The 13136-nt window shown below is 74.0% G+C and carries 9 protein-coding genes and 1 pseudogene; 9 read left to right on the forward strand and 1 reads right to left on the reverse strand.

Annotation, left to right across the window (positions count from 1 at the left end; translation table 11 throughout):
• The 5 genes and pseudogenes from ABGB11_RS41770 to ABGB11_RS41790 all read left to right on the forward strand — a co-directional run.
• Positions 1–126: pseudogene (locus ABGB11_RS41770) on the forward strand (malate dehydrogenase); the annotation flags it as partial.
• Between the two features lie 44 nt (positions 127–170).
• Complete coding sequence (locus tag ABGB11_RS41775) at positions 171–2801, forward strand: hypothetical protein (RefSeq protein WP_347641241.1); 2631 nt, start codon at positions 171–173, stop codon at positions 2799–2801.
• A gap of 2 nt (positions 2802–2803) precedes the next feature.
• The gene (locus ABGB11_RS41780; RefSeq protein ID WP_347641227.1) at positions 2804–3460 is read left to right on the forward strand and encodes a hypothetical protein; all 657 of its coding nucleotides are present in this window, start codon (positions 2804–2806) and stop codon (positions 3458–3460) included.
• Positions 3457–6120 (forward strand): NACHT domain-containing protein, encoded by a 2664-nt coding sequence (locus ABGB11_RS41785; protein WP_347641229.1) that lies wholly within the window; start codon positions 3457–3459, stop codon positions 6118–6120. Before ABGB11_RS41780 ends, ABGB11_RS41785 begins: the two co-directional genes overlap by 4 nt.
• A 76-nt stretch (positions 6121–6196) precedes the next feature.
• Entirely contained in the window at positions 6197–6754 is a 558-nt protein-coding gene (locus tag ABGB11_RS41790) for a hypothetical protein (RefSeq protein ID WP_347641231.1), read from the forward strand.
• A gap of 48 nt (positions 6755–6802) precedes the next feature.
• On the opposite strand, the gene ABGB11_RS41795 is transcribed toward ABGB11_RS41790, so the two are convergent.
• Entirely contained in the window at positions 6803–8674 is a 1872-nt protein-coding gene (locus ABGB11_RS41795) for a helix-turn-helix domain-containing protein (protein WP_347641232.1), read from the reverse strand.
• Positions 8675–8827: 153 nt separating this feature from the next.
• Here ABGB11_RS41795 and ABGB11_RS41800 point away from each other — a divergent pair, with 153 nt between their 5' ends.
• The 4 genes from ABGB11_RS41800 (at position 8828) to ABGB11_RS41815 (ending at position 12928) form a co-directional block, all read left to right on the forward strand.
• A complete protein-coding gene (locus ABGB11_RS41800; RefSeq protein ID WP_347641234.1) occupies positions 8828–9487 on the forward strand; it encodes a TetR/AcrR family transcriptional regulator in 660 nt (219 codons plus the stop codon).
• A gap of 98 nt (positions 9488–9585) precedes the next feature.
• Complete coding sequence (locus ABGB11_RS41805; RefSeq protein ID WP_347641235.1) at positions 9586–11220, forward strand: long-chain fatty acid--CoA ligase; 1635 nt, start codon at positions 9586–9588, stop codon at positions 11218–11220.
• A gap of 48 nt (positions 11221–11268) precedes the next feature.
• Positions 11269–12009 carry an SDR family oxidoreductase gene (locus ABGB11_RS41810; protein ID WP_347641237.1) on the forward strand — a complete coding sequence of 247 codons (741 nt, stop codon included), beginning with the start codon at positions 11269–11271 and terminating at the stop codon, positions 12007–12009.
• 34 nt (positions 12010–12043) lie between these two features.
• Positions 12044–12928 carry an SMP-30/gluconolactonase/LRE family protein gene (locus tag ABGB11_RS41815; RefSeq protein WP_347641239.1) on the forward strand — a complete coding sequence of 295 codons (885 nt, stop codon included), beginning with the start codon at positions 12044–12046 and terminating at the stop codon, positions 12926–12928.
• Positions 12929–13136 lie beyond the last annotated feature (208 nt).

The raw sequence follows: 13136 nt of genomic DNA on the forward strand, positions 1-13136 counted from the left end.
GACATCTTCCACGCCGAGATCGCCGGCAAGAACGCCGCCGAGACGGTCAACGACCAGGCCTGGCTGGAGAACGACTTCATCCCGACCGTCGCCAAGCGCGGCGCCGCGATCATCGAGGCGCGCGGCGGGGGGGGGGGGGGGGGGGGGGGCGCCCCCCCACCCCGCCCGAGATCCACGCCGCCGCGGGGGCGGACTCGGCGGAGCGGCGCGAGCGGGTCGAGGCGCTGCTGTCGGCGTTCGCCGACCGGCGGTTGCTGACGCTGCACGAGAACGGCGTCGAGATCGCGCACGACGTGCTGCTCACCGGCTGGCCGACGCTGCGGCAGTGGCTCGAACCCGACCTGACCGCGCAGGCGGTGTACGACCGGCTGGTCGAGGACGCCGATCGGTGGGCCGAGAACCACCGCGATCCCGCGTTCCTGTACCGGGGCGCTCGGCTGCTGTCGGTCGGGGACGTGCGGCAGCGCTGGGAGCGCGACCCCGACAGCTTCCCGCCGCCCGGCTCCACCGTGACGGGGTTCGTCGCGGCGTCGGCGTCGGCCGCCAGGCGGGCGAGCCGCCTGCGCCGCACGGTCATGGCGGGGCTGGCGGTCCTGACGGCGGCGGCCGTGATCGCCGCCGTCGCCGCGGTCGACGCCGCGGGCGACGCCGACCGGCAGCGCGGCCTCGCGGTGTCGCGCCAGCTGGCGGCGCAGAGCGAGATCGCCGACGACCCGGTGCTCTCCGCCCTGCTCGCGGTGGCGGCGTGGCGGATCGCCCCGACCCCGGAGGCCCGGTACCGGATGCTGGACGCGGCGGCGCGTCCGGCGCGGGCCGTCCTGCCCGGGTTCGGCAAGAGCATCTCCGACACCGAACTGGCGGTCGCCCCCCGCGGCTCGGTCATCGCGATCGGGAGGGGCGACACCGGCGTCGTGCAGCTGTGGGACACCGCGAGGCGCCGGCGGCTCGGCGGCCCGATCACCCAGCGGGGGAGCAGCTGCATCGCGGGCTTCGACGTGGCCTTCAGCCCCGACGGGAAGACCCTGGCCGTGCTCTGCCAGATGACCGTCCGGTTCTGGGACGTGGCCACGCGAAAACCGTCGGGCGGTCCGCTGAACACCGAGGATCCCGACGAGCTGCTCGGGTTCGCGCACGCCATGGCGTTCAGCCCGGACGGACGGATGCTCGCCACCTCGACTTACGAGGGCACCACCCGGCTGTGGGACGTCGCCACCCGCGAGCAGATCGGCCCCACCCTCGGCACCCCCGACACGAAGTCCGGCGGCCACGCCATCCGCGCGGTGGCCTTCACCCCGGACGGGAAGCACCTGATCACCGCCGGGGCCGACGGCACCGCGCGGCTCTGGGACACCGCGACGCGGCGCCGGGCCGGAAAGGCGTTCACCGGCCACTCCGACGACATCGACGACCTGTCCATCAGCCCGGACGGGACGACCCTGGCGACCGTGAGCAGGGACAAGACCGTCCGGCTGTGGAACATCGCCACTCGCGAGCAGATCGGCGCCGCGCTCCGCGGCCCCGGCGACGGACGCCCCTTCTCCAGCGTGGCCTTCAGCCCGGACGGCACGAGGCTCGCCACCGCCGGAGAGGACGGCTTCCTCCGGCTGTGGGACACCGTCGCCCACCGGCAGGTGGGCCCGGCGCTGAACGACCAGCGGCTTCCCGTCCGCGCGGTGGAGTACGGACCGGACGGCAGGACCCTGGTGGCCATCGGCGCGGAAGCCGAAGCGTGGCTGTGGGACGCCCGGGTCCACCGGCAGCTCGGCACGACGATGCCCAGCCTGTCCGCCGTCGCCTTCAGCCCGGACGGCAAGACCCTCGCAGCCCCGGGTCCCGGCGCTGGCGCCCCCGGCACGACGGAGGCCGACCGCGCGGCACGGCTGTGGGACGTGGCGACCCAGCGCCAGATCGGGGACCGCCTGGAACCCGGCGGCCCGCCGTCCGGTCAGAACACGGTGTTCGAGATCGGCTTCGCGCCGGGCGGGAGGACGCTCACCACGGTGAGCGCCGACGGCGTCATCAGGGTGTGGGACACCGCGACCCAGCGCCAGATCGGCCCGCCCGTCGACACGGGCAAGGAGGGCTGGGCCATCGACCTCGGCCCCGACGGCCGGCTCATGGCCTTCCGCACCGGTGGCGTCATCGGGTTCTGGGACCTCGCCGGCCGCCGCGAGGTCGGCCCCCGCATCACAGTCCCGGGCGGCGCCGACTCGATCGAGACGATGGCGTTCAGCCCCGACGGCACCCTGCTGGCCATCGCGGGCGAAGACCGCGCCGTCCGGTTCTTCGATGTGGCCGCCCGCCGCCAGACAGGGCGCGCACTGCCGAACGCGGTCGGCGGAGGCTTCGCCGTCGACCTGACGTTCTCCCCGGACGGCGGAACCCTCGCCACCTCGCCGGGCGACGGCACCGTGCGGCTGTGGGACGTGGCGCGCCGCCGCGAGAGCGGAGCCGCCCTCACCGGCCACACCGACGCCGTCTACACGACCGCCTTCAGCCCGGACGGCACCGTCCTCGCCACCGGCTCGCTGGACGAGAGCGTGCGGCTGTGGGACCTGCGGACACACCGCCAGATCGGGCCGCCGCTGACGGGCCATACCGGATCGGTCACGGCCCTCACCTACAGCCCGGACGGGCGCACCCTCGCCAGCGTGGGCAACGACCAGAAGGTGCGGCTTTGGGACGTCGCCGTGCCCGCCGACCCCCCGGGGACGGTCTGCGCGGGCGCGGGCCGATCGCTCAGCCGCGCCGAATGGAAGCGGTACATCCCGGACGAGCCTTACCAGCAGATATGTCCCTAGGCATGTTCTTTCGCGGGTTCCGGCGGCGGACCGACAGGCCCGCCCCGGAGCTGGTCGCGCTGTTCCGCTCGATCATCGACGAGGGCAGGCGGGTCCACCCGATCGCGGGCGACTTCCTGGAGCACTTCATGGACGGCGCCGGCGCCTCCCGGACGCTGTCGCTGCGCTGGCTGCGCTCGTTCAAGGCGATCCGGCGGGCCGAGCGCAAGAATCACCGCCGGTTCGAGCGGCAGCTCGAACGGGAGGCGAGGAAGCTGGGCGACGGCTCCTCGACCTGGGTGCGCGACCACTGGGACGCCCGGATCAACGCGTTCATCGGGACCGAGTTGTTCTACGTCAGCCGGATGAGCCTGCTGCGCTCGGAGGGCTCGTTCACGCTGACCCGGACGGGATCGGAGACACAGGTGTCGGGCACGGTCCGCCACCATTGGTTCGACCCCTATGACTGGGATCGCGGCCGGTGGGTGTACATCCCCAAGCACGGGTTCGTTCCCATCGCGGTCGGCCGCGAGCTGGTCGACGTCGACGAGGCGCGCAACTTCCTGATGGAATCGCGCCATGTGCAGACCCTGGAGGGCACCGTCCGGGAGCGCGGCCGGTGGCGAAGGCGCGGCAGGGCGGAGTTCGAGTGGTCGCTGGTGAGGACGGAGCGGCGATGACCACGGACCGGTCCGATCCACCGACTCCCCCGGGCCCGCGCGAGGGCGGCACGACGGAGGACTTCGTCCAGTCGCTCGTGCTGCTCCGGCGGTGGGCCGGCGAGCCGTCGCTGAGCAGGCTCCGCGCCCTCGGCGGCCAGACCGTCTCCTCCGACGGGACCACCATCGACGCGCTGCCCAAGAGCACGACGTCGCACGTCCTGCGGCAGGCCGGCAAGCTGCCCCGCTGGGACTTCGTGAAGGCGTTCGTCACCGCCTGCCTCCGCAACGGCGACCATCCGGCCGAGCTGATCCCCGGGGAACTCCGGCGCTGGCGGGCGGCCAGGGACGTGCTCGCCGGTTCCTCCACCGGCCCGGAGCCGGAGGAGCCGGCGGCGCGGGTACCGGCACCGCGGGAGCCGGCGCCGCGGGAAGAACCCGCGGTGCGGGACGAACCGGTGGCGCAGAGGAGCGCATCGGAGGCGCACGTGACGGTCGGCGCGATGGTCCAGGCGGGGACGACCATCGTCCGCGCCGAGCCGGACCAGGCCGTGGAACTGCTGGCGCGCCGGGTGGTCCGCGAGGAGGACAGAGCACGCAAAGGCCTGCTCGGCGGCTACAGCATCGCACCGGTCTCGTTCGGGCGGGACGCCGAACTCCCCCGGGACGACGACGAGGCACCGGACGGCCTGTCCGCGATCGGCCGCTTCTTCACCGGCCTGCCCTCGAAACGCCTGCTCGTCGTGGGCGAGTCGGGGGCGGGCAAGACGGTCCTCGCCATCGAGCTCGTCCTGCAGCTCCTGGAGTCCTTCATGACGTCCGGCGGGCAGGCGGACGGCCACGCGATGGTGCCGGTGCGCCTGAACGCCGCCCGGTGGACGCCGGGCACCCCGTTCGAGTCATGGCTGGGCGAGCAGCTGGCGCAGGACTTCGGGCTCTCGGCCGGCGACGCCGAGCGGCTCGTGCGGGACCGCCGGGTGCTGCCGGTCGTGGACGGCCTGGACGAGCTGGACCCCGACCCCGCCACCGGCCCGCCCCGCCGCGCGATCGGGCTGCTCACCGAGCTCAACCGGTACAGCGACTTCTCCGGGCGGCGGCCCGGCGCGGCCGTGGTGACCTGCCGGGCCGACCGCCACGCCGAGCTGTCGGAGGCGCAGGCCGGGCTCGACGGCGCGGTCCGCGTCCACCTGCACGACCTGACCATCGAGCAGATCGACACCTACCTGCGCGCCCGCTGGCCGGAGGACCACCCGCACCGGGCGGGACGGGACGGCGTCCTCGCCGCCCTGTCGGGCCCGGCGGGCAAGGCGGTCCACACCGCGCTGGCCACCCCGTGGCGGCTGCTGCTGACCGCGACCGCCGTGGAGTCCGGCGCCGACCCGGCCGAACTGCTCGGCGCCGACCCGGCCGGCGATCCGCACACCGAGGCGGCGCGGATCACCCGCAGGCTCCTGGACGCCTACATCCCCGCGGCGACCCGGCTGACGCCCCGCACCACCCACGGGGACCCGTACCGTCCCGAGCAGGTGCGCTCGTGGCTCGTGCGCCTGGCCGCTTACCTCCAGTGGCAGGGCGCCCAGGCGGACCGGCCGCCGTCCGGCCTGACGGCGATCGACATCGTCCCGCACCTGCTGTGGCCGATCGGCGGCCGGCGCCGCATCCAGGCCCTGCACGGCCTGTGCTGCGCGGTCCTCGCGGTCGTCGCGATGCTGGCGTTCTGGACGGGCTCGGCCGTCGACCGTCCCGGCGACCCGCTCGGCGGCCCCGTCCCGGAGGCAGGGCTCACCCTGGCGCTGATGGCGGGCTGGGTGGTGACCGCGACCGTCCTCGCCCTGTCGCCGTGGCCGACCGCGACCGGCGGGCGCACCAGCGTGCCCTACCGGCGGCGCGTGACCGGCGGCCTGCTCGGCGCCCTCGCCGGCGCCCCGGCCGGCGTGCTGGGCGGCCTGGCCGGGTTCGCGCTGACCGGCGGCGAGGTCTTCGGTCCCGCCTTCGCCGCCGCCGCGGGGGCGACCGGCGGCACCGTGTTCGGGGCGGTCATCGGGCTGACCGCGATCGGGCGGCGGGGAGCCGAGCGCATGACCGTGCCGGAGGCGATCCGCGCCCAGCCGCTCACCCTGCTCGGCTTCGGCCTGTGCGGAGCCCTCACCGGGCTGCCGCCGCTCCGCCTCGCCCACGCCGGCCCGCTCCCCCTGGCCGCGGGGGTCGCGGGCGCGTTCGCGCTGGCCTTCGCACTCGGCGTCACCTTCAAGATCGCCACGGGCGGCTGGAGCAAGGACGCGGAGCTGGCCCACCCCCGCGAGGCCCTGCACCGCAACCCGATGATCGGGGTCGCGTTCGGGCTCACCGGCGGCGTCGCGGCCTTCCTGGTGTTCCTCATGAACCAGGACGTCCTGACGTCCCTGGCCTGCGCGCTCGTCGGCGGCGTGGCGTTCGGCCTCGCCTTCGGCGCGATCGCCTGGTCCCGCACCATGATCGGCCTGATCGTCGCGGCCGCCCGCGGCCTGCTCCCGCTGCGGCTGTGGGCCTTCCTCGACTGGGCCTGCGAGGCGCGGCTGCTGCGCGTCAGCGGCGCCACCTACCAGTTCCGGCACCGCGAGCTCCAGGACTACCTCACCACCGCGGCGGCCACCGGAGGCGACCGGCCGCGCGGCGGCGCGCACGACCGTTCGGTGCCCTGAACATCGCCGGTCGTCGCCAGAACTGTCACCGTCGCGCCGATGCCGCGATGTCCCCCTCTGCGGTAATATCGAACGTATGATCGAACGCAACGGGGTACTCCCAGCCGCCGTCACAGCGATCACCAGCTCCCCCTCCCACCAGCGACCCGTCGTCATGATCACCCCCGGTGCGGACGGGCTGCCCCAGGTCTGCGTGCCCGACTGGGGCGAGCTGCGCGCCGTCGACGACCGGCGCCTGCGCGTGGCGGTCTGGCCGACGGACCCCACGGCGGTCAGCCTGGACGGCGGCGCGCCCGTCCTGCTGATCGTCACCGCGATGTCCGAGGTCTTCCTCGTGCGCGCCACGCCCCGGCGGCTGGTCAACGCCGCCATGGTGTGGGCCCACTACGAGCTCACGATCACCTCGGCGCGGATCGCCGACCGCGGCACCTCCCCGCGCCTGGAGCCCGGCAGCGCCGAGGCGGGCGAGGAGTTCCTCGCCGCGGGCCCGGCGAGGACGGACGATCCGCTGCGGAGGAAGGTCGCGGCGTTCCGGGCCCGCCGCCGCAGCGCGCGCGGGCGATCCCCCTGGGCCGCGCCCAAGGGGTCCGGAGGGCGGGGCGAACATCGTTGCACCGAGGGCGCGCGCCGCTGACGGAAGGGAGCGCGACGACGATCAGCGATCGGCCGGCGCGGCCCGCGGTCAGTCGTCGAGGTCGCGGCTGAGGCGGTGGAGGCGGAGCGCCAGCTGCACTTCGAGCGTGTGGTCCGGGCTGTTCCAGTCCTTGCCGAGGAGGCGTTTGACCCGGTCGAGACGCTGCGTGACGGTGTTCGGGTGGATGTGCAGCCGCTTGGCGCTGGCGACGAGGCTCTGCCCGGTGGCGAAGTAGGTGTCCAGCGTCTCCATCAGGACGGTCGAGCGCTGCTCGTCGTGCTGGATGACCGGGCCCAGCGTCCGCATCACGAACCGGGTCGCGGACGCGCCGTCGCCGAGGAGCAGGCCGGCGTAGCCGAGGTCGTCGGCCGTGGCGGCGGAGCCCGCGCGTTCGAGCCGGAGCAGCGCCTGCGCGCAGGCCAGCGCCTCGGCGTAGGCGGCGGGCAGGTCCGCCGGGTCGTCGACCGGCCCCGCGGCGCCGACGGTGACCGGTGACCTCAGCCGCGTGGTCATCGACCGCGAGATCTGGCGGCCCGTGAGCGACGGGTCGTCGGAGGGGATGACCAGCACCGCGAGACCGTCCCGCACGGTGCTCAGGCCGTCGCGGGCCGCCGCGAGGTCGGACGCCACCGAGGCGAGGCTGTGCCGCTTCTCGGCCCGGATGTGCGCGACGACGACGGCGTGCCGCTTCTGCGGCTGGTAGCCGATCCGCAGGGCCCGCTCGGCCAGGGAGGAGTACGTGCGCGGGTTGGGCGTGAGCAGGTCGTCCAGCAGCTCGCCGCGCACCCGGGCCTCGGCGGCGGCCAGGTTGCGGCCGAACAGCTGGAGCAGCGAGGCGACGACGGCGGCGCGCCCGAGCAGGCGCCGGTCCAGGTCGCCGACCCCGCCGGGGGACGCCGGCGGGGCCCAGACCAGGGTGCCGAGGTTCTCGCCGCCGGCGACGAGGCCGGTGGCCCAGTACGTCCCGTCCCGCGTGACGCCGGAGGAGCCGCCCGGCCTGCCGCCCGCCGCGACGGCCATCGCCTGGAGGGCCTCCGGCGGCGCCCCGGGCGTCCAGGCGACGGGCGTCTGGAACTCGTCGAAGATGGCGAGCACGCCGCCGAGCTGGTCGCCCACCGCGGTCACGACCTCCTGGACGCCGCCGCCGCGCAGCACGATGTCCATGCTCTGGTCGTGCGCCGCGACCGCCCGCTCCTGGTCGACCGTCCGCTGCCGCAGGGCGGTCAGCGCCCGGTCCTTCTCGTGCCGCTCCCGCGCCCGGTCGATCGCGGACGCGGCGAGGTCGGCGAAGGAGCCGAGCAGGGCGATGGCGTCGTGGGAGAACGGCCCCGGGGTGCGGTTGGCCCCGAAGAGCACCCCGATGATGGTGCTGGTGCGCAGCGGCACGCCGACGATCGACACCTGCCGCTCCGCCCTGACCGAGGCGTCGACGTCCGGATCGTGCGACAGGCGCTCGTCGCTGAAGTAGTCGGGCGTCGAGAACGGCGTGCCGGTCGCGGCGACCCTGCCGCCGACGCCGGCGCCGAACGGGATCCGGACGTCCTTCCAGGCCGAGGACGTCGCGCCGACCATCACCCGCATGCAGGTCACGCGTTGCTCGTTGTCGTTCAGGCTCAGATAGGCCATGTCGCAGCCGAGCAGCCGCTGCGCCTGGCTCACGATCAGGGTCAGGATCGTGTCGGGGTCGCTGCGGTCCTCCGCGAGCTCCTTCGCGCACTCGACCAGCGCCCGCTGCTGTTCCTGGCGGGCATGCCGCTTCTCCAGCGTGTCGCGGAGGTGGAGGGCGAGCGTGTGCTCCGCCTGGAGGTCCGCTACCTCGGCGGACGTGGCGGCTTCCGCCACCATGCGGTTCAGGACCTCGTCGTAGAGGGGCAGCGGCGCCCCGTCGACGAGAAGCCGGAGAAAACTGGGCCTGTTCACACCTTCTCCCGTCAACGCGGTACCGCCACTATAACTAAGCGCATAGTCAGCCGCTAGGATGCGGACGTCAGGGGCCGCCGCGGACCGCGTCCGGCGGGCCCGCCGGGCGGCACGGGTACCGTGCCGCGCACGCGAGGGAGGCGAGGATCGCGGATGGCCAGACGGCAGGCCCGGTTCACCGCGCAGGACCTGGCGGACGACCCCCGGCTGCGGGACCACTCGCCCGATCTGTGGCGGGAGGAGCTCGGCCAGGTGCAGCGGAAGCTGCTGACCTCCGCGGTGCGCTGCTTCGCCGCCAACGGCTTCCACGCCACGACCACGCGGGACATCGCCGAGGGGGTCGGGCTCAGCCCCGCGGCCCTCTACGTCCATTTCCCGTCGAAGGAACTGGTCCTGTTCGAGATCATCCGGGTCGGTCACGAACGGGTCCTGTCCTTCGTCCAGGACCCCGCGATCATGGCCCTGGAGGGGTCGGCCGACCGGCTGCGCGGCATCGTCTCGGCGTACACGATCTGGCACGCCCGCCACCACGTGGCGGCGCGCGTCTGCCAGATCGAGCTGAACGGCCTGACGGCCGAGCACTACGAGGAGATCCTGGAGCTGCGCCACCGGACCAACGGGTTCTTCCGGGACGCGGTCGCCCGCGGGGTCGGCGACGGGTCCTTCGCGGACGTCGACGTCAAGCGGGTCACCCGCGCCATGCTCTCGCTGAGCATCGACCTCGTCCGCTGGTACCGGCTCGACGGCCCCGACTCGCCGGAGCAGCTCGGTGATTTCTACGCCGAACTCGCGCTGAAGCTGGTCGCGAAGTAGGCCGTTCCCCCGTCCCGTCCCCCTGTTGACAAGCGACCGCCGCGACGCTAACTATGCGCTTAGTAAGCACCAGCTCCCGCCGCGGTGCCGGAGGTTCCATGCACGGTCTGATGCAGGACCGGTCTCTCGACGTCCCCGTGCTCATGCGCCGCGCCGAGCGGATGTTCGCGCACAAGCGGGTCGTCACCGCCACCGCGGGCGGGGAGACCACCGCGACCTGGGGGGAGGTCGTCGCCCGCGCGCGCCGGCTCACCGCCGCCCTGGACGTCCTCGACGTGCCGCGGGACGCCCGCGTGGGCACCTTCGCGTGGAACACCCAGCGCCATGTCGAGCTCTACCTCGGGGTGCCGAGCGGCCGCCGGGTGCTGCACACCCTGAACCACCGGCTGTTCGCCGCCGAGCTGACCTACATCCTCAACGACGCCGGCGACGACGTCCTGTTCGTCGACCGCTCCCTCATCGCCACGGTGTGGCCTCTCGTGGAGAAGGCCCCGGCCGTGCGGCACGTCGTGCTCATGGACGACGGCGGCACCGAGGAGACACCGGACGACCCTCGGATCGTCGACTACGAGGCGCTCCTCGCGGAGACGCCGGGCGAGGCACGGCCCATCGCGATCGACGAGAACGACGCCGCGAGCCTCTGCTACACCTCGGGCACGACCGGGCGGCCCAAGGGCGTGCTCTACAGCCACCGCTCGATCGTCCTGCACACACTGATGATCCTCGGCACCGACAACTTCGGGATCGGTGAGCGTGACGTCGTGATGCCGATCGTGCCGATGTTCCACGTCAACGCGTGGGGCCTGCCCTACGCCGCGGCGCTCGCCGGCGCCGACCTCGTCCTGCCGGGCCCCGCGATGAACTCGGCGGCGCTCGCCCGCCAGATGTCCGGGCACCGCGTGACGTTCACGGCCGGGGTGCCGGCGATCTGGCGCTCCCTCCTGCCGCTGATGGAGCAGGTCGACGTCTCGTCGCTGCGCAAGGTCGTGTCCGGGGGCAGCCCGGTGCCGGACGCGCTCGCGCGGGAGTGGCACGAGGCGACCGGCGTCCCGCTCAGCAGCTCGTGGGGCATGACCGAGACCAGCCCCGTGGTGGCCTCCGCCCGGCTCGCGACCGTCCACGACGAGCTGGGCTCCGACGCCCAGCGCGCGATCCTCGCGGCTCCCGGCCCGTCCCTCCCGCTCACCGAGCTGCGGCTGGTCGACGAGGACGGCGACCGCGTCGACCATGACGGCGCCACGCCCGGCGAGCTCCAGGTGGCCGGCCCCACGGTCGCGTCCCGCTACTTCGGTTCCGATCCGGGCGAGTCGCAGTTCACCGAGGACGGCTGGCTGCGCACCGGCGACGTCGCGACCATCGACCGCTACGGCTACGTCCGCATCGTCGACCGCACCAAGGACATGGTGAAGTCGGGCGGCGAGTGGATCTCCTCCGGCGCCCTGGAGAACGAGATCATGGCCCATCCCGACGTGGTGGAGGCGGCGGTCATCGGCGTGCCGGACGCCCGGTGGGGCGAGCGCCCCCTCGCCTGCGTCGTCCTCGCCCCCGAACGCCACCTCGACGAGGCGGGCCTGCGGGAGCACCTGACCGGCCGGGTCGCCTCCTGGTGGATCCCCGAGCGGCTCTGGATCCTCCCCGAGATCCCCAAGACCGGGACCGGCAAGTTCTCCAAGACCACCCTCAGACAGCAGTTCGCCGCACACCAGCAGGAGCAGCATGCCGACGACCAGTAGCCCGCCCCGTTCCCTGCCCGCCGCCGTGCCCGTCCGGGAGGAGGCGCCGTGACGTCGAACCTGACGTTCGACTTCACCGGCCGGACCGTCGTCGTGACCGGCGCGGCCCGCGGCGTCGGGCGGGCCGTCGGGCAGCACTTCCGCGACGCGGGCGCGACGGTGTACCTCGTCGACACCGACGCGAAGGAGGTCGAGCTGGCGGCGGCGGAGACCGGCGCGAGGGGGCTTGTCGCCGACGTCTCCGACACCGCGCGGGTGAACGAGGTCGTGGAGCGGGTGGTCGAGGAGTCCGGCCGCATCGACGTGCTGGTCAACAACGCGGGCATCCTGCGCGACGGCGTGCTGTGGAAGCTCACGGACGAGGACTACGAGGCCGTGATGGCGGTCCACGCCGGCGGAACGTTCCGGTTCACCCGCGCCGCGGTCCCCCACTTCCGGCGGCTGGGCGGCGGGCGCGTCATCAACGTCACGTCCTACACCGGGCTGCGGGGCAACCCCGGGCAGTCCAACTACGCGATGGCCAAGGCCGGCATCATCGGGTTCACCAAGACGGCGGCCAAGGAGCTCGCGCGGTTCGGCATCACGGTGAACGCGATCTCGCCCAACGCGCAGACCCGCATGATCGACTCCGTCCCGGCCGAGACGCTGGAGCGGCTCACCGCGTCGATCCCGATGGGACGCTTCGCCGACCCCTCGGAGATCGCGGGCGCCGTGGCGTTCCTCGCCTCGGCCGAGGCCTCCTACATCACCGGCGTCGTGCTGCCGGTGGACGGGGGAATCTCAGTGTGACGCGGTCCCGGTATCCACCACCGCAGGAGGCAACATGACCACCAAGGCGAGCACGGTGCTCAGCGGCTTCGCCTTCCTGGAGGCGCCGCGCTGGCGTGACGAGCGCGTCTGGTTCTCCGACTTCTACACCCACCAGGTGTACTCGGCGCGCGAGGACGGCTCCGATCTCCAGGTGGAGGCGGACGTCCCCGAGCAGCCGTCCGGGCTGGGCTGGCTGCCGGACGGGCGGCTGCTCATCGTCTCCATGCGCGACCGCAGGATCCTGCGGCGCGAGGCGGACGGCACCCTCGCCGTCCACGCGGACCTCGGCGGGCACGCGGCGGGCCACCTCAACGACATGGTCGTCGACGCCGAGGGCCGGGCGTACGTCGGCAACTTCGGCTTCGACCTCATGAGCGGCGCGCCGCTGGCGCCCGCGGCCCTGCACCGGGTGGACCCCGGGGGCGAGGTGACCGAGGTGGCCGACGACCTCTGGTTCCCCAACGGCAGCGCGATCACGGCGGACGGCGTCCTGGTCGTGAACGAGACGTTCGGCGACCGGATCAGCGCGTTCGACGTGACCGGCGACGGCCGGCTCACGAACCGGCGCACGTGGGCCCGGTTCGGGCCGCTGCCGACCGAGCGGTCCATCGACCGGATCCTGGCCGGCGTCTCGGTCGCCCCGGACGGCGCCTGCCTGGACGCCGGCGGCGGCGTGTGGGTGGCGGACGCGACCGGCGCCCGGCTGATCCGCGTGACGGACGGCGGCGAGATCACCGACGAGCTGAGTCTCGGCACCAACGTCTACGCCTGCGCGCTCGGCGGCTCCGACGGCCGGACGCTCTTCGCGTGCGCCGCGCCCGACTTCCACGAGAGCGCCCGCAAGGCCGCCCGGGAGGCGGAACTGCTCGCCATCCGGGTGGCCGTGCCCGCGGCCTGACAAACGGCGCCTGGCGCACGATCAGGACCGGCCTGACCCCCGCGTCGGCGGGTCAGGCCGGGGTGTCGACGGGTTCCTTGTTCTCGGTGGCCGGTTGGCCGGGTGCGGGTGGGCGGCGGGTGGCCAGCAGGTGGCGGGCGGTGCCCCAGATGCCGCGGCGGAACAGCAGGACGATCACGATGAAGATGGATCCGGTGACGATGCCGGT

It is taken from the genome of Actinomadura sp. B10D3 (assembly GCF_039871695.1).
Taxonomy (GTDB): Bacteria; Actinomycetota; Actinomycetes; order Streptosporangiales; family Streptosporangiaceae; genus Spirillospora; species Spirillospora madurae.

Bases quoted from the DNA above. Each gene is read 5' to 3' on its own strand.
- ABGB11_RS41790 (WP_347641231.1), top strand. From the start codon at position 6,197: ATGATCGAACGCAACGGGGTACTCCCAGCCGCCGTCACAGCGATCACC.
- ABGB11_RS41805 (WP_347641235.1), top strand. From the start codon at position 9,586: ATGCACGGTCTGATGCAGGACCGGTCTCTCGACGTCCCCGTGCTCATG.
- ABGB11_RS41815 (WP_347641239.1), top strand. From the start codon at position 12,044: ATGACCACCAAGGCGAGCACGGTGCTCAGCGGCTTCGCCTTCCTGGAG.
- ABGB11_RS41780 (WP_347641227.1), top strand. From the start codon at position 2,804: ATGTTCTTTCGCGGGTTCCGGCGGCGGACCGACAGGCCCGCCCCGGAG.
- ABGB11_RS41800 (WP_347641234.1), top strand. From the start codon at position 8,828: ATGGCCAGACGGCAGGCCCGGTTCACCGCGCAGGACCTGGCGGACGAC.
- ABGB11_RS41785 (WP_347641229.1), top strand. From the start codon at position 3,457: ATGACCACGGACCGGTCCGATCCACCGACTCCCCCGGGCCCGCGCGAG.